General features: G+C 45.6%; 17 protein-coding genes and 1 pseudogene. 11 read left to right on the top strand and 7 right to left on the bottom strand.

Going from position 1 to position 18971, the window contains the following annotated elements; all coding sequences use genetic code 11:
* The first annotated feature begins 223 nt into the window (after positions 1 to 223).
* The 10 genes and pseudogenes from dnaA to ACES2G_RS00050 all read left to right on the top strand — a co-directional run bounded on the left by dnaA (position 224) and on the right by ACES2G_RS00050 (position 11481).
* Complete coding sequence (gene dnaA, locus ACES2G_RS00005) at positions 224 to 1597, top strand: chromosomal replication initiator protein DnaA (protein WP_374000942.1); 1374 nt, start codon at positions 224 to 226, stop codon at positions 1595 to 1597.
* 232 nt (positions 1598 to 1829) lie between these two features.
* Positions 1830 to 2936, top strand: coding sequence for a DNA polymerase III subunit beta (gene dnaN, locus ACES2G_RS00010; protein ID WP_347355658.1), 1107 nt, complete (start codon positions 1830 to 1832; stop codon positions 2934 to 2936).
* Complete coding sequence (gene recF / locus ACES2G_RS00015) at positions 2936 to 4060, top strand: DNA replication/repair protein RecF (RefSeq protein WP_347355657.1); 1125 nt, start codon at positions 2936 to 2938, stop codon at positions 4058 to 4060. The genes dnaN and recF overlap by 1 nt, the downstream gene beginning before the upstream one ends.
* An 87-nt stretch (positions 4061 to 4147) precedes the next feature.
* Positions 4148 to 6567 (top strand): annotated as a pseudogene (gene gyrB / locus ACES2G_RS00020) (DNA topoisomerase (ATP-hydrolyzing) subunit B).
* A gap of 23 nt (positions 6568 to 6590) precedes the next feature.
* The gene (gene gyrA, locus ACES2G_RS00025; protein WP_374000943.1) at positions 6591 to 9071 is read left to right on the top strand and encodes a DNA gyrase subunit A; all 2481 of its coding nucleotides are present in this window, start codon (positions 6591 to 6593) and stop codon (positions 9069 to 9071) included.
* 1 nt (position 9072) lies between these two features.
* Positions 9073 to 9870: a tetratricopeptide repeat protein gene (locus ACES2G_RS00030; protein WP_374000944.1), complete on the top strand. Its 798-nt coding sequence runs from the start codon at positions 9073 to 9075 to the stop codon at positions 9868 to 9870.
* Entirely contained in the window at positions 9870 to 10103 is a 234-nt protein-coding gene (locus ACES2G_RS00035; protein WP_374000945.1) for an AtpZ/AtpI family protein, read from the top strand. The genes ACES2G_RS00030 and ACES2G_RS00035 overlap by 1 nt, the downstream gene beginning before the upstream one ends.
* Positions 10100 to 10456: a hypothetical protein gene (locus ACES2G_RS00040; RefSeq protein ID WP_374000946.1), complete on the top strand. Its 357-nt coding sequence runs from the start codon at positions 10100 to 10102 to the stop codon at positions 10454 to 10456. Before ACES2G_RS00035 ends, ACES2G_RS00040 begins: the two co-directional genes overlap by 4 nt.
* Positions 10446 to 11135, top strand: a complete 690-nt coding sequence (gene atpB, locus ACES2G_RS00045; protein WP_374000948.1) for a F0F1 ATP synthase subunit A — start codon at positions 10446 to 10448, stop codon at positions 11133 to 11135. The genes ACES2G_RS00040 and atpB overlap by 11 nt, the downstream gene beginning before the upstream one ends.
* Positions 11136 to 11166: 31 nt before the next feature.
* The gene (locus ACES2G_RS00050; RefSeq protein ID WP_374000949.1) at positions 11167 to 11481 is read left to right on the top strand and encodes an ATP synthase F0 subunit C; all 315 of its coding nucleotides are present in this window, start codon (positions 11167 to 11169) and stop codon (positions 11479 to 11481) included.
* A 102-nt stretch (positions 11482 to 11583) separates the two neighbouring features.
* Here ACES2G_RS00050 and ACES2G_RS00055 read toward each other — a convergent pair whose 3' ends face one another.
* The gene (locus ACES2G_RS00055; protein WP_374000950.1) at positions 11584 to 12504 is read right to left on the bottom strand and encodes a hypothetical protein; all 921 of its coding nucleotides are present in this window, start codon (positions 12502 to 12504) and stop codon (positions 11584 to 11586) included.
* Between the two features lie 77 nt (positions 12505 to 12581).
* Between ACES2G_RS00055 and ACES2G_RS00060 the strand changes: the two genes are divergently transcribed.
* The gene (locus ACES2G_RS00060) at positions 12582 to 13118 is read left to right on the top strand and encodes a hypothetical protein (protein WP_374000951.1); all 537 of its coding nucleotides are present in this window, start codon (positions 12582 to 12584) and stop codon (positions 13116 to 13118) included.
* 32 nt (positions 13119 to 13150) lie between these two features.
* Here ACES2G_RS00060 and ACES2G_RS00065 read toward each other — a convergent pair whose 3' ends face one another.
* The 6 genes from ACES2G_RS00065 to ACES2G_RS00090 all read right to left on the bottom strand — a co-directional run bounded on the left by ACES2G_RS00065 (position 13151) and on the right by ACES2G_RS00090 (position 18846).
* Complete coding sequence (locus tag ACES2G_RS00065; protein WP_374000952.1) at positions 13151 to 14518, bottom strand: phosphomannomutase/phosphoglucomutase; 1368 nt, start codon at positions 14516 to 14518, stop codon at positions 13151 to 13153.
* Between the two features lie 47 nt (positions 14519 to 14565).
* The gene (locus ACES2G_RS00070) at positions 14566 to 15516 is read right to left on the bottom strand and encodes a 4-hydroxythreonine-4-phosphate dehydrogenase PdxA (protein ID WP_347355638.1); all 951 of its coding nucleotides are present in this window, start codon (positions 15514 to 15516) and stop codon (positions 14566 to 14568) included.
* Positions 15509 to 16453 carry a peptidylprolyl isomerase gene (locus ACES2G_RS00075; protein ID WP_374000954.1) on the bottom strand — a complete coding sequence of 315 codons (945 nt, stop codon included), beginning with the start codon at positions 16451 to 16453 and terminating at the stop codon, positions 15509 to 15511. Before ACES2G_RS00075 ends, ACES2G_RS00070 begins: the two co-directional genes overlap by 8 nt.
* Entirely contained in the window at positions 16446 to 17414 is a 969-nt protein-coding gene (locus ACES2G_RS00080) for a peptidyl-prolyl cis-trans isomerase (RefSeq protein WP_374000955.1), read from the bottom strand. Before ACES2G_RS00080 ends, ACES2G_RS00075 begins: the two co-directional genes overlap by 8 nt.
* Before the next feature lie 12 nt (positions 17415 to 17426).
* Positions 17427 to 18236, bottom strand: coding sequence for a peptidylprolyl isomerase (locus ACES2G_RS00085; RefSeq protein WP_347355634.1), 810 nt, complete (start codon positions 18234 to 18236; stop codon positions 17427 to 17429).
* A 103-nt stretch (positions 18237 to 18339) separates the two neighbouring features.
* A complete protein-coding gene (locus tag ACES2G_RS00090; protein ID WP_347355633.1) occupies positions 18340 to 18846 on the bottom strand; it encodes a lysophospholipid acyltransferase family protein in 507 nt (168 codons plus the stop codon).
* Positions 18847 to 18971 lie beyond the last annotated feature (125 nt).

The following is an 18971-nucleotide window of genomic DNA, read 5'->3' on the forward strand; positions in this document are numbered from 1 at the left end:
TATCTATCTCCCCAGTTTTTTACGACGCTAACTGACGTCAGTTACATCTATATATGTATCCCACAAAGTTGTTCACAACTAGATACGTGGGGCATTAATAAAGCACATTGCGGCAATAAGGTCAACTGTTGAAAACTTCAGCTCCCCTTGTTAAGAGGACCCGGTACTTGAGGGGAATCACGTGGAATTAAACTCGTCTTTTTGGACACTTATCAAATCAAAGATGAAAAGCAGGAACGACAACAACAAGTTGTTGGATACTTGGCTGGACCCTATTGAGTACGTAAGCACCACGGGTTCTAGCGAACGACCTCGTTTGGTTCTTGGAGTGCCTAATGCCCTTCATCAATACTTCGTTATTGAGAACCTGCAGGATAAGATTTATACAGAGATTTCAGACACTTACGGAAAGCCATTTGAGGTCGAGTTTAGTATCACCGGAAATAAGATAAATTCTCATATTGAGACATCCTCTACCCCGGACGAGCTTTTAAGTGGATCTGAAATCCTCCAGGCTCAATTGGCGCGTGCTCAGAATATCCAGCCTACTCAACCAAGGTCCAGTACGGATAGTCTGAATTCAGATCTCACTTTCTCTACCTTTGTCGTGGGGAAAAACTCAGAGTTTGCCCACGCCGCTTGCTTTAATGTCGCAAGAAACCCAGGGGCTGATGATTACAACCCTCTCTATATATATGGACCTGTAGGAATGGGTAAAACTCATCTTTTGCACGCCGCTGGAAACCATATTCGCGAGCAATATCAGCAACTTAGAATCACATATATCTCGGCTGAACGTTTTATGAATGAGTGTATTTCAGCCATCCGCCGCCATGAAATGGACAAGTTCCGCCAAAAATACCGCGAGAACTCTGACATCCTGCTGGTGGACGACGTACAATTCATCGCCCGTGGTGAGGCTGTACAAGAAGAGTTTTTCCACACGGTGAACAGCTTTATCGACAGCCGCAAGCAGGTCATCTTGGCCAGCGACCGCATGCCCAAGGATATCCACGGCCTGGAAGACCGCAGTCGTACACGTCTAGAGCGTGGTTTGATCGCAGACATCACAATGCCGGATTTAGAGACGCGTATTGCGATTCTTCGCTACAAGGCAGAAAAGTTCAATGTGCGCCTTCCTGAGGACGTCGTGAACTACATAGCCAGAATATCCAAACGATCCATCAGAGAGCTTGAAGGCAATCTGAAGAAGGTAAAGATGTTCTCTGAGCTTCAAGGTCTGCCAATTGATCACGAACTTGTTAAACGCATTTTGGCCCACCACGAAACACAAAGCACAATCTCGGTTGAAGAGATTATGAAGCTGGTGGCGGATCACTTTAAAGTGCGTGTTTTGGACTTAAAATCTTCAACCAGAGCCAAACCGATTGTCGTTCCACGTCAAATCGCGATGTATCTGATTAAGAAGTTCTTGGACAAATCTTTGGTGGATATCGGCAAGTCTTTCGGTGGCAAAGATCACACAACTGTGATGAATGCTCTGGAACGGGTTAAGAATCTACAAGCCACGGACCAGGATATTGCCAAAGATATCGAAGATTTAGAGCAGAGAATCCACAATATCACAGGAGTGTGAATGTGGACTGTGGAAAGAGTTGTGGAAGAGTTTGGGGCTTAAAATGTGGATCTAAGTTACCCCCAAAAAAGGCTCAAAAACTGCAAAGTTGTACAGAGTCTTTATCCACAAATGTTTTTTAGTGTTTACATGGACTTAGGGGATTTGTTAGGTTTTCCACGCCCCTACTACTACTACTAGTTATTTATATATATAGAATTAGATAATAAGAGCGTTCAAAAGAGGGTCTTTCATGAAACTAGAAATTGATAAGAGAGATCTATTAAGCCTTATCGGAAAAACTCAGAACATTGTTGAGAAACGCAACACAATGCCAATCTTGATTAATGTTTTGTTGGAAGCAGACCAAAACACTCTGAAGGTTTTTGCCACAGATCTGGAAGTCAGCCTTACAGACCAAATCAAAGTTCAAGTTCATCAATCTGGAAAAGTAGCCGTCAGTGCAAAAAGTCTTTTTGATATTGCCAAAGAACTTTCTGAAGGTCCTATCACACTCATCAAAAAAGAAAATAATTGGCTGGAGATCAAGCAAGGGAAATACACATCCAAGATTGTGGGTATCTCTGCGGAAGAATACCCGATCTTCCCAACTTACAACTCTCAGGCTTTTATTAAAATTGATGCGCAAGTTTTAAAAGAGATGATTGATAAAACAATCTACTCTGTTTCCACAGATGAAACTCGCTATCACCTCAACGGCGTTTTCTTTGAGCTCAATCCACAGTCTGGATTCAAGATGGTGGCAACAGACGGTCACAGAATGAGTTTGGTGAATAAACCATCTTCAGAGATCAAAGTCAGCGCAACTCAAGGTGTGATTATTCCACGCAAAGGCCTTCACGAGATTAAGAAAATTCTTGAGAGCATCGAAGGCACTGTGGAAATAGCTGTGGAAGGCTCCCAATTCGTACTAAAACATTCATCAACAATTTTGATGATTCGTTTGATCGAAGGAAAGTATCCGAATTATCAACAGTTTATTCCACAGAAGCTTCCGCAAAAAGTAATGATCAGCCGTGATGCTTTCCTGACTTCACTAAAACGCGTGTCATTGTTGGCGAATCAAAAATCCAAAGCGGTTCTTTTGAATCTTTCCAATGGTCGTATGGAAATATCTTCCAACAATCCGGAGCTGGGTGACGCGAAAGAAGAAATCGAAGTGGATTACACTGGCAACGAAATCAAAATTGGTTTCAATGCCAAGTACATCACAGATATTCTTACAAGCATGAACCACGATAAGATTGATTTCGAACTGAATGATCACTTGTCTCCAGGTTTGATGAGACCGCACAACGATCAGACTTACACCTGTGTTGTGATGCCGATGAGAATCTAATGATCTTCGAACGACTGCGTCTGGTTAATTTCCGAAATTATCGGGACGTAGTCTTGTCCTTCTCTCCTCGGGTGAATGTCTTCCTCGGAGAAAACGGACAGGGAAAAACAAATCTCCTTGAGGCGATGTACATGATCTCTCAAGGGGACTCCTTCCGCTACTCAGACAACTCCACACTCATCAACGCGCAATACAGCGAATCAGTTATTCAGGCGCTGATTAGTCAAAATGAACTTCACTACAAACTGAAGATGGGCCTTTCAAAAAGTCGCAAAGTTCTGACGTTAAACGAAAAACGTGTGAACTCTGCAGACATCCGAAAAATTTTTGCCAGTGTTGTGTTTAGTCCTGAAAGCCTGGCTTCAATCAAAGAAGGGGCTGATCACCGCCGGGAACTGGTGGATGAACTACTGGTGACTTTTGATCGTCGGAATGTGAGTTTAATTGCGGATTACCGAAAAGCACTTAGAACGCGCAATAAGATCCTTAAGAACTTTTTGGAGGGCTTGCAGGATAAAACGGTCACTGAAGGTCTTTTAGAGTCCCTAGAGCCCCAATTTGTGCGTTTAGCGAGCGATTTAACCCATGCTCGCATCACCGCCCTGGCAGGACTTTCCAAAGAGTTTAATAATGCCATGCAATACATTTCCGGGAATTCCTCTGTGGATATCTCGGTGGAATACCTTGTTTCCGATCAAAACGCGGTGAGTTTTTCCCGAGAACAAGTCGAAAATGCACTGACGAAACGTCTGCGCGAACTGCATGATGCGGAGCTCTCAAGTGGCACCAGTTTGGTGGGGCCTCATAAGCACGACATCGTGTTCCTATATGGTCAAAAAGACTCACGATTTTTCTGTAGCCAGGGGCAGCAGAGGGCGATCATATTGTCTTTCAAAATGGCCCAAATTGTGTATCATAGGAAGGCTCACGGAACCTATCCTGTGCTGATGTTGGACGACGTACTTTCCGAGCTTGATAAAGCCAAAAGAGATGCACTGATTACGTTCTTACACGAGATCAATACGCAGATTTTTGTGACAACCACGGATTTCACTTTGCCCGATTCTTTCAGCCTCGATCAGCTTTCCGTTGTGCGCATCAAGGATGGCCACATTCTTGAGTAGCTCCTTTCGGTTTCTAAACCGGAAGTGAATGATGAACGCGACTTCTTCGAGAGTGTCGAAGGGTATGCAAAGCAATGAGGGGTTCCAGTGTCAGTAGAAGAACAAAAATCCTATTCAGCCGATTCAATTCAGGTTCTTGAAGGTCTCGAAGCAGTTCGTAAACGTCCCGGAATGTATATCGGGGATACAGCCTTCAAAGGTTATCACCATCTTGTGTATGAAATTGTGGATAACTCGGTAGACGAACACTTGGCTGGCTACTGCAAAAAAATCAGTGTTTCCATCAACGCTGATGAATCCATCACGGTCGAAGATGACGGTCGTGGTATTCCTGTTGCAACACAAAAACAAACTGGTAAATCCGCTCTGGAACTGGTTATGACTGTTCTTCACGCCGGTGGTAAATTCGACGGCGGTGGTTATAAAGTATCTGGTGGTTTACACGGTGTGGGTGCTTCCGTAGTGAATGCTCTTTCTGACCGTGTGTCCGTGGAAGTTCAACGTGATGGATATTTCTGGAGACAAAACTACGAGCGTGGAAAAATTCTGGCGCCGGTGGTTCAAGGTGAAGCAACAACAAAAACCGGAACGAAAGTGACTTTCAAACCGGATCGCACCATCTTCAAAGACGAAACTTTGAGTTATGACTTCACCACTTTGGCAAATCGTTTCCGTGAACTGGCGTTCTTGAATGCAGGCTTGCATATCGCTTTGACTGATGAACGTAACGGCAAAAAGCAGGACTTCCAATATTCTGAAGGTGTGGCTGAATTCGTGAAGTACATGAATCAGTCCAAAAAATCCCTGCACAATGAAGTTGTTTACTTTAAGGGTGAAAAAGAAGGCGTCGACATAGAAATTGCGATGCAGTGGAATGATTCTTACTCAGAATCCGTTTTCACTTACTGCAACAACATCAATACACATGAAGGTGGTACTCACCTTGTTGGTTTCCGTGCGGCATTGACCCGTACAACCAATGCTTATGCGACTGAAAAAATCTTTTGAAAGATCTTAAAACAAATCTTGAGGGTGAAGACATCCGTGAAGGTTTGGCAGCTGTAATTTCTGTTAAAGTTCGTGAACCGCAGTTCGAAGGTCAGACAAAAACCAAACTGGGTAACGCCGAAGTAAAAGGTATTGTCGAGGCGATGGTGAATGAAAAACTGGCTGACTGGATGGATCGCAACCCATCGGTAGCAAAAAACATCATCATGAAATGCGTGGAATCTGCGCGTGCTCGTGAAGCTGCCCGAAAAGCCCGTGATCTGACTCGCCGTAAGACAGTTTTGGATGGCGGCTCTCTTCCAGGAAAAATGGCTGACTGTCAGGAACGTGACCCGGCTCTTTGTGAATTGTACCTGGTGGAGGGGGACTCCGCAGGTGGTTCCGCGAAGCAAGGACGTGATCGTCGTACGCAGGCGATCTTACCGCTTAAAGGTAAAATCCTGAACGTTGAAAAAGCGCGTTTTGATAAAATCATTTCTTCTGAAGAGATTAAAGTCATTATCTCTGCATTGGGTACTGGTATTGGTAAAGACAATGTGAATGTGGATAAAATCCGCTATCACAAAATCATCATCATGACCGATGCCGACGTCGATGGATCGCACATCATGACTCTTCTTTTGACGTTCTTCTATCGCCAAATGCCACTAGTGCTTGAGCGTGGTTATGTGTATATCGCGCAACCACCTTTGTACCGTGCGAAAAAAGGCAAAGAAGAAACTTACCTTAAAAATGAAGCGGCTTTGACTGAGTATCTTTTGAGCTCGGGTCTGGGTAACTTCAAAATCAAAGGCAAAGAATCCCTGCCGGAAAAAGATCTGCGTCAACTGATTTTGAATATCCAGCGCTTCAACGATCTTCTGCGTGTTTCGTCCAAGAAATACGACAAGGACGTTTTGTACTTCCTGCTTAGCAAAGTGAATGATTTTGAAAAAACCTTCACTGACGCGAAAAAAATGGAACAGGTTCTTACTGACCTGGGTGCATGGGTTAATGCTGATCAGACTTTGGGTATCACTGAATACAAAGGCGAAGTTAAGACGGAAGCGGAAACTGGAAAAATCTATGCTGACATCTACACTGTTCGTTATGCAGACCGCATGACGACGAAATTCAGCACGGACAATCTGCGTTCTTCTGAGATCATCGAGCTTAGAAAAATCTGGGCTGAGATCCAAGCAATCAGCACGCTGCCATTGACGATTCTTGAAGGTGATAACGAAGTTCAGTTTGAAAACTACAACGACTTCTACACTCACATTATGGAATCCACGAAAAAAGGAATCTACATCCAGCGCTATAAAGGATTGGGAGAGATGAATCCAGAGCAGTTGTGGGAAACCACTCTGAACAAGGAAAACAGAACTCTTTTGAAAGTGACTATCGACGACGCTGTTGCCGCCGACGAAACCTTCTCTATCCTGATGGGTGAGATGGTTGAACCTCGTCGTCAGTTTATCCACGACAACGCATTGCTGGCACGAAGCCTGGACGTTTAATTTTTTAAGGGATTTGAAATTTTATGGAAAATAATCAAGAAGAAAAAGGCGTCACGTTAGTTGATATCAGTAAGGAAATGCGCGGAGCTTATCTGCAGTACTCCATGTCTGTCATCGTGGGCCGTGCCCTGCCGGATGTTCGTGACGGTCTAAAGCCGGTTCACCGCCGTGTTTTGTTTGCTCAAAGTGAAATGAACAACCGCCACAACAGACCGTACTTGAAATCGGCTCGTGTGGTCGGGGATGTAATCGGTAAATACCATCCACATGGTGACGCTTCCGTTTACGATACAATGGTTCGTATGGCGCAAGACTTCTCTTTGCGCTACCCGCTTGAGGATGGTCAGGGAAACTTCGGTTCCATCGATGGTGACTCTCCGGCAGCCATGCGTTACACGGAGATCCGTTTGACTGCTTTGGCGGAAGAACTGCTGAATGATCTTGAAAAAGAAACAGTTTCCTTCGGTCCGAACTACGATGACTCTTTGCTGATTCCGACGGTGTTGCCATCCAAATTCCCAAATCTATTGGTGAACGGTTCTGCGGGTATCGCGGTTGGTATGGCGACGAATATTCCTCCGCACAATCTGGGCGAGGTTATCGACGGATGTATTCATCTGATTGGAAATCCTGACTGTCAGATCGAAGACCTCATGCAACACATTAAGGGTCCGGACTTCCCGACTTGCGGTGTGATAGCCGGCCGCGAAGGCATCTTGCAGGCTTATAAAAAAGGCCGCGGTATTGTGACTATCAAAGCAGTGGCTGAAATCGTTCAGGTTAAAGACCGTGAAGAGATCATTATCACTGAGATCCCTTATCAGGTGAATAAAGCCAAGCTGATTGAAAGCATGGCGGACCTGGTTCGCGATAAACAAATCGAAGGCATCTCTGACATCCGTGATGAGTCCTCCAGAGAAGGTATGCGTATCGTGGTTGTTCTGAAACGTGGTGAAAACGCCAGCGTTATTCTGAACAGACTTTACAAATACACGCAGATGCAGACGAGCTTCGGTATCATTATGCTGGCGTTGGATGCGAAAAACCAACCGGTTACTTTCGATCTTAAAGGCATGCTGGAAGCTTTTGTGGATCACCGTCGTGACGTTGTTACGAAACGTTGTATCTTCGAACTTAAAAAAGCCCAAGAGCGCGCGCACATCTTGGAAGGTTTGAAAAAAGCTCTCGATCATATCGAAGAAGTTATCAAAACCATCCGTGCTTCCAAAGAGGCCAATGCGGCTCGTGAAGCGTTGATGGAGAAATTCGAATTCTCTGAAAGACAAGCCGTTGCGATCCTGGAAATGCGTTTGCAACGTTTGACAGGCCTGGAGCGTGACAAAATCATCGCTGAACTTGCTGAGTTGATGAAACAAATCGACTGGTTGAAATTCGTCCTTTCTGATGTTCGCGAAATCTACAAAATCATCGTGGGCGAACTGGAAGAAGTGAAAAAACGTTATGCCGATCCTCGCCGCACTCAAATCACGGGTGACCTGAGCGACCTGGAAGACGAAGACCTGATTGCCGATGAACCAATGGTTGTGACTGTGACAAACACAGGTCTGATCAAACGTATCCCGGTTGAAGAATACCGCGTGCAAAAACGTGGCGGTAAAGGTCTGAAGGGCATGGAAACCAAGGATGAAGACTACGTAACAGACATCTTCTCTGCGAGCACTAAAACCATGCTGTTGGTGTTCACGGATAAAGGTAAAGTTTACTGGTGTAAAGTTCACCGTCTGCCTTTGGGCTCAAGAACTTCCAAAGGGAAGTCTTTGGCGAACGTGGTTCAGCTTTCCAATGGTGAAAGTGTTCGTGCGATTCTGCCGGTGAATGAGTTCAGCGAAAGTAAATATGTTGTTATGCTGACTGAAAAAGGTGTGATCAAAAAAACATCTTTGGATGCATTCTCTAATCCAAGAACAGCCGGTGTGATTGCGCTGACGACAGATCTGGATGATACGATCATCGACGTAAAAATCTCTGACGGTCAGAGTGACATCTTCATCGCGACCAAAGAAGGCATGTCCATCCGCTTTAACGAAGCTGATGTTCGTGGCATGGGTCGTACAGCTCGTGGCGTGAAAGCGATCACTTTGGCTAAAGACGACATCGTGGTGGCTATGGAAGTTCTGGAAAAGAACACTAAAGACACCATCTTGATGGTGACCTCCAAAGGTTATGGTAAACGTTCAGAAACGGGCGAATACCGTATCCAGTCCCGCGGTGGTGTGGGTATCATCACTCAGAAAACGACCGATAAGGTGGGTCTGGTTATCGGCACCAAAAAAGTCGCTGACAACATGGAGCTTATCCTTTCCACAGACAAGGGTCAGGTTATCCGCATGAAAGTGACGGACATCTCTGTCCTTGGCCGTAACACTCAAGGTGTCCGCCTGATCAATATTGATGAGAAGGAAGAGACCGTGACCGGTGTGGCGGTTGTTGCTGAGGATGACTCTGCGGCTGAAGAAACAGCTCCAGAGGGAGTCACTCACTAAAATGATCAGAGCCTTGCTGGTTGCCCTAGTTTTGGCTCTGTCAGCCTGCTCTTCCCAGGAAGAGGCAGATTTCAAGCAAGCACAAAAATCCATATCCCAGGGTCATTATCGAATTGCCCTGGGATACCTGGATCAAGTCATCAAAAGAAATGCCCCCAGTAAGTATCCTCTGGATGCTGCCCGCGAAGCCGCCCGAATTTCATACTTTGAGATCAAAGACTTTAAAAAGGCCGTCGCCTATCACCATTATATTGTTTTAAATTCGACGGATGAAAAAGAGCGCCTGGAATCACAAAGACAGATCGCTTCAATATATTTTAATAATCTTCAGGACTATCAGGCTTCGATTGTGGAATTCAGTAAACTGCAACAGATGCCTCACACGGATCTGGAGGCCGCCCAATACAAGATGAATATCGCGCGGGCGCAGTATTACCTGAGTAATTTCTTCCAGGCAGAATCTGAAATCGATTCTTTGTTGAAACTTAAAAGTGACGACAATCTTCGTTTTAGCGCGATGATGCTGAAGGGAAATATCCTGGTTGCCAAGAAGGACTTTAAAAATGCGGCGGTGATCTTTAAGGATCTGATTGATCACTACCCTGATAAGGCCGTGCAGGAAAACGTCGCACTGACGCTGGCGGTTTGTTACGAAGAGAACTTTGATTTTAGAAGTGCCATCGAGGTTTTGGAAGAACACCGTGGGAAGTACAACCCTCCGGAATATATTGAGCTGCGGATTAAACGCCTGCAAGAGCGTATGAAAAATGCGCCGGGCGCGAAAGGCTTCAGGAAGTAATGAAAAAGTATATAATCTTTGCATCCATTGGCTTTGAACTTGTCGGTTTGATCCTGGGATGTTTTTACCTTGGCCAATACCTTGATCAGAAATATCAAACAAAGGGCCTTATCTTTGCCGGATTAAGCCTGGCTTGTTTGGTGGGATGGTTATGGAGAGTCATCTGGTTGCTGCAAAGAATGCAGAAACAAGAGGAAGAGTCAGAATCTAAGAAACCACCCGGAACGCCATGAAATTTGTACTTACCATTCAAGCCCTTGTTATCCTCCTCGGAGGCCTGCTTTTAGGGTTTTTTGCCGCGCCACAACACAGCTATTCCTTCATTTCCGGCAGCTTGGTCATTTTTCTGAGCTTCTTGTTGGCCGGAGTTGCCTGGGTATTGATCTTCAATAAGAAATTGGTTGCCCTAGCTATCGGGATCATTGTATTTAAGTACGCGATTTTAGGGATTATTATCTTTAAGCTTGTGGCCTTACCTTGGTTCGATACCTTGTGGTTCGCTCTCGGTGTCGCAAGCTTTATTCTTTCAGCACTCGCATACGCGGTGAAAGAAGCCTTAAGAGAAGGAAAAGAAGATGTCATTTAACTGGACACAATTAGCACCTGGAGTAGGTCACGAATACGCACACGTTGCTACTTTGGGTATTGCAACTGTTGCAGCGTTTGGAATTGGTTTGATGGCAAGAGCATCACTTGGAAAAGGTGAAACTGCTGTTATGCCTGCAAACAAGTTCTCTCTTCGCGGGATCTTCGAACTTCTGACTGAAATGACATCCGGCTTGGCTGAGATGGTTATCGGTGAGCACGGCAAACACTATATTCCGTTCTTTGCTTCTGTCTTCTTCTTTATCTTGTTCAACAACTTGTTGGGCATGATTCCAGGTATGACTCCTGCGACTGAGAACATCAACACGACATTCGGTTTCGGTGTTTTGATGTTCTTGTTCTACAACTTCCAAGGTGTGAAAGAAAACGGCCCGGTGGCTTACCTTAAGCACTTCATGGGTCCGGTTATTTTCCTAGCTCCTTTGATGTTCGTGATCGAACTTGTTTCACACATTGTTCGTCCGTTCTCTTTGGGTCTTCGTCTTGCGAACGTTATGATGGGTGACCACACAGTATTGTCTGTGTTCTTGGATCTCGTACCAATCGGTGTACCAATTCCATTCTACATCATGGGATTGTTCGTATGTTTTGTTCAGGCTTTTGTATTTACATTGCTTTCAATGGTCTACGTGGCATTCGCGATTGCACACGATCACTAAAAGGCAAAATTTTAAACCATAAGGAGTTCACATGAAAAAAATGATCATCGCAGCTATCACTTTGCTTGCTTCTTCCGCTTTCGCTCAAGAATCTGCAGCTGTTGTAACTGAAACTGTTGTAGCTAACGCAGACCGCGGTCTTGTTGCTATCGCAGCAGCTATCGCTATCTCTTTGTCTGTATTCGCGGGCGCTATGGCTCAAGGTAAAACAGCTTCTACAGCTCTTGATGGTATCGCTCGTAACCCAGCGGCTTCTGGTAAGCTTTTGATCCCAATGATCTTGGGTCTAGCTCTTATCGAATCTCTAGTTATCTACGCATTGATCATCGCTTTGGGCTTGAAATAATTCAGGCTTGATCTCTTGATCAAGAAGGCCGGTTAAACGGTCTTTAGAAACCCACAACTTTCATCGGTTGTGGGTTTTTTATTTTCTGGAAATGAAAACCCTCTAGTTCGACTCTTCCAGCGGCTTTTTAAGGCCGGTGCTTTCGTAAACTCTCACACCGTCTTTCTTTAATAGGTCTGCTTGGGTGCAAACATTGGAAAGCTCTTTCAGAAGATCCTGATCTTGAGCATTCAAAGTTTTCGCCAGATCAACACAGTCTTCCAGAATAAGGCGCAAAGATTCCTGGGCCTTTTGTGACGTGTTGAAGACGTATCTGTCGCTGCGTTCGATATCGTTGCGACCAAAGCCATGAGGCTTGTGTGTGACATAGTATCTACGCAAAAGCTTTTCGATTGTGGTTTCTTCAAGACTTGCCGAGCGTTCAAAGAACACCTGCATCTTGGCATATAGAACGAAGCTTTGAATGGTTCTATTCTTGTGGCTTTCATCGCGATATTGTCCCAGATTGCGATAGATCTCTTTGGCTTCGAAGAAATCTTCCTGAGCATCCTCAGTGTGCATCAAATGAAGAGATTCCCGGGTGTTGTCAGTCATCATACGAGCCCGGTCAAAAAGGTAGTGAGCGTACTCATGGATGACCGTCCAATCGTCAGTACTTTCGATCAAAAGAATAGTGGGATTTTTAACTCCATAGGCATAGTTGGAATCTGTCATATACAGGCCGATGGCGCCTTCTGAAAATACCTTCAGGAACTTTTTTGGAATCATATCTTCTGTCGCGTACGGCAGAAATGAAACTGTCACGAGAAGGTTTTCCGTATCTTTCACGCGAAAGACATCAATTCCCTGGGACTGAATATAGGCAATTTTCTGCTTCAAGTTCATGTCCAGCATCGGTGTTAGCAGGTTGAGTTGAATCTCTTTTTCGAAATCCACAGTGGTGCAATCGCGACATTCAGCCAAGGCCACGGAAGTTGTTAAAAGGAATGAAAGAACAGCGGCCCCAAGCATAATCAGATTCATAGTCGCGCACCTCGGAGGCTTGAAATGCAAAGGCTATGACATCTCAGAGGCTCTAGATTACAGCGGAGACATTCCAGGTGTCTAAGACTTTGACAGAGGCCTTTTTCCGTCTTGAGAGCTTCTTGGGGCCTTGGTATCTATGGTGTATGAAGCAATTTGAAAACCGCTGGATCTATGAGTTCTTCGCGGAAAAATCCGATGCCATTATCAAGTCCATGTTCGGCGGACTGGCGCTCTACTATCAAGGGCAGTTGAAGTTCCTGCTGTCTGAAAATCCCGGCGACTATTCCTATCGTGGTCAGAAGTATGACTTCGAGATTTGGAATGGTGTTTTGATTGCCACTGACAGAATCCATCATGATTCCTTGTTAAAGCAATTTCCTTTCCTGGTGAATCATCCCGTGCTGCCGAAGTGGCTCTATCTGCCTTTCACTTTTGAAGGATGGGAAGACCGAATTGAATTAATTCTTCGTCTGGCAAAGACATCAGACCCACGAGTGGGTATCTGGCCCCAGGAAAAATCGCGAAAGAAAAGCAAAGTTGCCAAGAAGAGTTCTAAAAAGAAAGTGACTCAAAAGAAGGTTGCCAAAAAAGCACCAAGAAAATTGAAATAAAAAAGCCGGGTTTGTTGCCCGGCTTTTTGTTTTTAAAGATACTTGTTCACAATCTCTTCGACGCGGTTACGGATCGCATCTAGCCCCGCCTGGGAGGAGGATTCATAACGAACCACCACCACTGGTTGGGTGTTGGAAGAGCGGCACAGCGCCCAACCATCCGCGAAGCTCAGACGGATTCCGTCAGTGAAGTCCACTTTGTAGTCAGCGCCCTCTTTAGCCGGGAAAGCCTCGATCATCTTTTCAACAATCAGAACTTTCTTTTCCTCTGTGGTATCGATACGGATTTCGGGAGTGTTGAAGGATGGTGGCAAACCTTCCAAAAGCTGCGGAATCGTTTTGCCGGTCTTTGCCAGGATTTCTACCAAACGCAAAGCCGCGTAAGGAGCATCGTCGTAGCCGTAATTGCGGTCTGCAAAGAACACGTGTCCGGACATCTCGCCACCAAATGGTGCTTTTTCAACTTTGATTTTTTCTTTCACCAAAGAATGTCCAGTTTTCCACATGATCGGCTGTCCGCCGTGTTTGGCAACGTCGTGGTACAAGCGATCAGAACACTTCACATCACCGATGATTTTAGCCCCTTTTTGTTCAGCCAAAATCGCACGAGAGATGACAACCATCAACTCATCACCATAAACCATGCGGCCTGTGTGATCGACCACGCCGATACGATCCGCATCGCCGTCAAAACCAATACCGGCAACAGCGCCCTCTTTAAGTACCTGAGCTTTCAGGTCCACAAGATTTTCTTCAACAGTTGGATCTGGATGGTGATTAGGGAAAGTTCCATCTGGTTGTTCAAATAAAATTGTCGGATTCAAACCAACAGCGTTGAAAAGACCTTTCACGACGGATCCGCCAGCGCCATTCCCACAATCCAAAACAACTTTCGTATTTGGAATTGTTCCAAACTCTTTCGCATAGCGAGCATAGTACATCGGCTTGATGTCGAAGGATTCTTCAGAACCCTGACCATCAATGAACTCGCCTTTTTGAATGATGTGCAGAAGTTTTTGGATTTCCACACCAAAGATAGTGCCTTTACCAACGGAAATTTTAAAACCGTTGTATTCTGGTGGATTGTGGGAACCTGTCACCTGAACCGCGCCATCCACTTTCAATTCAAAAGTGGCGAAGTAACAAACCGGAGTGGTGACCAGACCCAAGTGAACTACATTTGCACCAGAATCCATCAAGCCTTTTGCGAGGTTCTTGATGATTGCCGGAGAACTTTCACGAGCATCACAACCCAAAGCCACTGTTGGCTTGTCGATATTCTTATTTTGTTTCATGTAAACGACATAGGCGCGACCCAGAAGGTAAGCGAAGTTATCGTCGAACTGTCCGTTATAGACACCGCGAATGTCGTATTCTCTAAAAATCACAGGCTGAAACATATATCACCTCAATTATTTCAAGGACTTAGGAGTATAATTTTTGCGCTCTAGAGTCGAGCTAATTTTACCGCCCAGCGAACGGCATCAATCATTGAGTTGGGATTGGCTTTATTCAGGCCGAAAATATCTTTTGCGGTGCCGTGATCCACGCTGGTTCTAATAAAAGGAATCCCTAGGGTCATGTGGACCCCGCTGTCCTGGCCATGGATCATTTTAAAAGGAATTAGGCCCTGATCATGGTACAGACACAGATAGATAGAATACTTGGGCCAATTTACAGGGAAGAAAGCAGCATCCGGCACCAAGGGGCCTTCGACAGGAATCTTCTTCTCTTTAGCAAAGGACAGAAGCTCAGGGAAGAAGAGAAGTTCTTCCTGGCCGATCAATCCTTGTTCTCCGGCGTGGGGATTGAGTCCCAGAATTCCGATAGGTTTTTTTGCCTGAGCTGCAGGAAGCTTCTTGCGCAGGTCATTGGCATTTAAAAGAGCTTCCGCCAACGTGCTAAAGCTGAGGTGCTTTGAAATATCCCGAATAGGAATATGGGCGGTCGTCAGAACAACATTGAACTTGTTGCCCAAAAAACCCATGTGAACATGACGGCTTTTGGAGACTCGCTTCAGGATGTCGGTGTGCCCGAGATCTTTATATCCGGCTTCTTTGATGGACGTTTTCGATAAGGGGGCCGTCGCCATTGCCTGCAAATCTTTTTTCAGACAAGCCTTGGCAGAAGCCTCCACCCAATGGGCTGGTGGTGCTTCCGTGGCGATGTCGATCAGATAAGGCCCTGTGACTTTGAGGGCCTCTGACAGGGTGTCCACCACGATACGTTCAAACTTTTTATCAATAAGCTTCAGATACTTGTCAGAAGCTCCTTCAGAACGCCAAAGAATAAATTGAGTGTTGGGCTGAGGACCTAAGTGATGCAAGGCTTTGGCTGTGACTTCCAGTCCAATGCCGTCTGCATCACCTGTGGTAAGAGCAATTCGATTTCTACTCATTGACTCGCACGAAAGATTCGTCGCGTTTTGTTTGCAGCCAGTTTTTCAACTGACGGCGGAAGCTGGTTTCCAACAACTGAGATTTGATTCTTTCCTTAGCCGCTTCAAACTTTGGATCTGTTGTCAGCTTTTTACCTGTCAGCTTTACGATGTGAAAGCCCATGCGGGATCTTACGATCGGTGTGGTTTCATTTGCCTTCAGGCTTGAGATCGCCTCTTCAATTTCCGGCAGGAACTCACCGGATTTAAAGGTGCCCAGGGCTCCGCCGGAAGAAAAATTCGGATCTTCACTGTATTGCTGAGCCAGATTTTCAAAGTTCTCGCCGCTGCGAAGTTTACCCAACACGGTTTCTGCGCGTTTGACAGAAGCCTCGGCGCCACCTTTTTTGGGGTTAAAGAAGATATGGGAAACGCTGAATTCATCAATGGATGGACGATTGTTTGGATTGGATTTCAAATACTCATTCAAGGCATCTTCGTCTGAAATGCGCAGCTTGGAAATAATCTCTGCATCCATCAAAGAACGTTTTTCAATGCTGTCTTTCAAGAAACGGCGATAATCATCCAGAGTCACACCCTGCTGCTTGATCACATTGGCAAGCTCCGCCTCGGTGACATGATTTTTTTTCGCCATATCCTTAAGTTCGGAATCCACACGGTCACTGGTGATAGTCAGGTTCAGGCGTTTGATCTCAGACTGAAGAATTTTTTCATTGATGAGGTATTCCAACTGAGCCTTGCGATTTCCTTTGAGGCTGGAGATCGGCTTATCAAACAACAAGGCCTCATCCACCATGCCTGGTTTTGGCAGGCGTTTCTCAAGATCTTTAAAATCTGATTCCAGTACCAGCTCGCTATTGACGATAGCCACAGTTTTTTCCACAACCTCAGCATGACTTGGAACGGCCACTAGCAAAGAAAAGAGAATATTAATCATTGGTTCCTCGTGTATCTACTTTAATGGAATTCATCAAATCGTAGTCCTTTAAGACTTTACTACTTCTGAGCTGAGCATCAAGCCAAGCGACGTATTCCGCCTGCTCGCGTTGTGCGCGCAAAGCCCGGATAATTTGTGGTTTAACCTCTTCCAGAGTCAATGTGGAGGCCGCAGCCTTCTTTTCCACACGGATCAGATGGATACCGAAGGGACTTTTGATTGTTTGCACCCCAGAGCCGACGCTAAACAGGGGGTCAAAATAATCCACAGTCCCCTTCTCGATCCAACCCACGACCCCACCTTGTTTGGCATCAGGAGTGATTGAGTACTTGCGGGCCAGCTCTGCGAAGTCGCCGGATTTAAGATCGGACTTAATGGCATCAGCCTTGGCGTCCTCGTCAACGACGATCTGGCGCAGGTAAATGCGCTCTTTGCGCTTGTAACGGTCTTTGTTGTCCTCGTAGTAACGTTTGATTTCCTCTTCTGTAGGAGCCTTGACCTTTTCATTGATCTTTTTAAAGACCTCACGTTCGACCAACGAATAACGAAGCTCCTCTCGCCATTCCGAGAAGGACAGATTTTCCTGAGCCAAGGCTCTGCGGAAGGAAAGATCGTCGGGATAGTTGGCACGCAAGGAATCGACTTCTTTGTCGAGAGTGGCCTCAGAAATCACAATGCTTTGAGCGCGCGACCAATCCAGCGTCAGACTCTTCACCAGGAAATCACGCAGAATTTCTTCTTTGATTCTGTGGATGTTGTTGGGGTCCTTGGCGGCCAGGGCATCAAAGTTACGCAGGCGACGTGCCAGTTGATTGGCGAACTGTTTGGAGGTCAGAACGTGATCGTTCACTTTCTCTACCGGTTTGGTAGAGATCTTCTGGTAGCTTGATGGACAACCCGCCAAGGCGAGGCTCATAAAAATAAAAAGCCCCGTCAGTGCGGGGCTCTTATTGATTTTCATCGAATCAAATCCTTATTTAAGAAGACCTTTGTTTTCTTTGATCGGATAAGACTTCTTCAACTTTTCAAAGTAGTCATTGAAGACGTCTTTTCTTTTCTCATCGTAAACTGCAGCTCTGATCTGGCGTTTGTTCGCGTTCTCATAGCTTCTACGACCTGTCAGCTTAATGATGTGGAAGCCAAATTTCGTTTCGATAAGCCCCGTAATCTCACCGACCTTCATATTGGCAACAGCATCATAATAGTTCGGAACCAGAGTTATACGAGACTGCCAGCCGATGTCACCACCAACTTGCTTGGAAAGCGCATCGTCAGAGTACAACTTAACCAGTTCTTCAAACGGTCTTTTGCTTTTTTTAACTTCGTCGTAAATTTCAGTCGCACGCTTCTTGGCTTCAGCAACTTGAGTCGGAGTGGCGCCCGCCTTGAACTCAATCAGGATGTGGCTGGTGCGAAGTTCCGGATTCTTGGCATACCAAGCTTTCATCTCAGCATCAGAAACCTGGATTTTCTGGATTCTTTGACCAATGTCTTTTTCAAGAAGAGCTTTGTACATTTCCTGGTCGAAGCGATCTTGAACGACAGGATCCTTTTGCATATTGCGCTTTTCAGCTTCCTGAACGCCCAACTCGAAGCGCACCAGGTCTTCAAGGAATTGCTCTTTGCTTGGAGGGTTGATCGTTTGTGACTTCACCTCGTTGTACTTTTTATTGAAATCTTCAAGTGTGATGGTTTTTTTACCCACCTGAGCCACGACTTCATTGGATTTCTGAGCGAAGGAGGTCGCAGAGATGAGCAACAAGATGCTGATTACAAGTTTCATACTTTAAAAGTCCCTCTAAAAAGTTGAAGACACACTAGCACTAATTCCAGATCAAGTAGCATCATTGCCTCGAAGATCTGAAAGCGAGTTCTACGCTAAAAGGCTAGCACTGAGCATCATTATCCGCAATGAATTTAAGAGCTTGCTGTCTAGCTTGATGTAAAAGTCCTTCTAACTCTAGAGCAAGGTCTGGGTTTCTTGGATCGATCTCTTTGCTCACTGGAGACATGGGGCCAATCCAGTAGATGATCACTTTGGCGAAGGGTTTTGGCAGGAAGGTTTTGTTCCACGATTTCGGAAAGTGAATCGCACGATCACAAGCCACGCCCGCTGCGTAGATCGGACCATGAATCATGCGAGAAAGTTCAAAGACTCCGGGTTTTACTTTGTGTAACGGACCCTTTGGACCATCAACTGCAAAGCTGCAATTTCCCCCGTCTTTTACTAAACGCAAAAGACCTTTAAGGGCCTGCACTCCACCGCGCGTGGAAGACCCGCGACTGGTTTTTGCACCCAACCACTTCAATACTGTGGCCATCAACTCTCCATCTTTGGATTGAGAGGCGATCGTGGCAATACGATACCTTTTTACGATGGATAAAAGAGCCAACTCATCTCCATGAAAGTGCGCTAGCACCACCGGCGATGGAGTGGAGGAATCAACAGATTGTTTCAGGGAATCAGGTTCGATAAGCCGAACCCTCCATGTCCATGAGAGGGTTCGGTAGAAGACGA

Source organism: Bdellovibrio bacteriovorus, assembly GCF_041888015.1.
Taxonomy (GTDB): domain Bacteria; phylum Bdellovibrionota; class Bdellovibrionia; order Bdellovibrionales; family Bdellovibrionaceae; genus Bdellovibrio.

Excerpts from the sequence above, each read along its gene's own strand:
- recF (WP_347355657.1), top strand. The coding sequence starts at position 2,936 with ATGATCTTCGAACGACTGCGTCTGGTTAATTTCCGAAATTATCGGGAC.
- ACES2G_RS00035 (WP_374000945.1), top strand. The coding sequence starts at position 9,870 with ATGAAAAAGTATATAATCTTTGCATCCATTGGCTTTGAACTTGTCGGT.
- ACES2G_RS00085 (WP_347355634.1), bottom strand. The coding sequence starts at position 18,236 with ATGAAACTTGTAATCAGCATCTTGTTGCTCATCTCTGCGACCTCCTTC.
- dnaA (WP_374000942.1), top strand. The coding sequence starts at position 224 with ATGAAAAGCAGGAACGACAACAACAAGTTGTTGGATACTTGGCTGGAC.
- ACES2G_RS00070 (WP_347355638.1), bottom strand. The coding sequence starts at position 15,516 with ATGAGTAGAAATCGAATTGCTCTTACCACAGGTGATGCAGACGGCATT.
- ACES2G_RS00075 (WP_374000954.1), bottom strand. The coding sequence starts at position 16,453 with ATGATTAATATTCTCTTTTCTTTGCTAGTGGCCGTTCCAAGTCATGCT.
- dnaN (WP_347355658.1), top strand. The coding sequence starts at position 1,830 with ATGAAACTAGAAATTGATAAGAGAGATCTATTAAGCCTTATCGGAAAA.
- ACES2G_RS00080 (WP_374000955.1), bottom strand. The coding sequence starts at position 17,414 with ATGAAAATCAATAAGAGCCCCGCACTGACGGGGCTTTTTATTTTTATG.
- atpB (WP_374000948.1), top strand. The coding sequence starts at position 10,446 with ATGTCATTTAACTGGACACAATTAGCACCTGGAGTAGGTCACGAATAC.
- ACES2G_RS00065 (WP_374000952.1), bottom strand. The coding sequence starts at position 14,518 with ATGTTTCAGCCTGTGATTTTTAGAGAATACGACATTCGCGGTGTCTAT.
- ACES2G_RS00055 (WP_374000950.1), bottom strand. The coding sequence starts at position 12,504 with ATGAATCTGATTATGCTTGGGGCCGCTGTTCTTTCATTCCTTTTAACA.
- ACES2G_RS00050 (WP_374000949.1), top strand. The coding sequence starts at position 11,167 with ATGAAAAAAATGATCATCGCAGCTATCACTTTGCTTGCTTCTTCCGCT.
- gyrA (WP_374000943.1), top strand. The coding sequence starts at position 6,591 with ATGGAAAATAATCAAGAAGAAAAAGGCGTCACGTTAGTTGATATCAGT.
- ACES2G_RS00030 (WP_374000944.1), top strand. The coding sequence starts at position 9,073 with ATGATCAGAGCCTTGCTGGTTGCCCTAGTTTTGGCTCTGTCAGCCTGC.
- ACES2G_RS00040 (WP_374000946.1), top strand. The coding sequence starts at position 10,100 with ATGAAATTTGTACTTACCATTCAAGCCCTTGTTATCCTCCTCGGAGGC.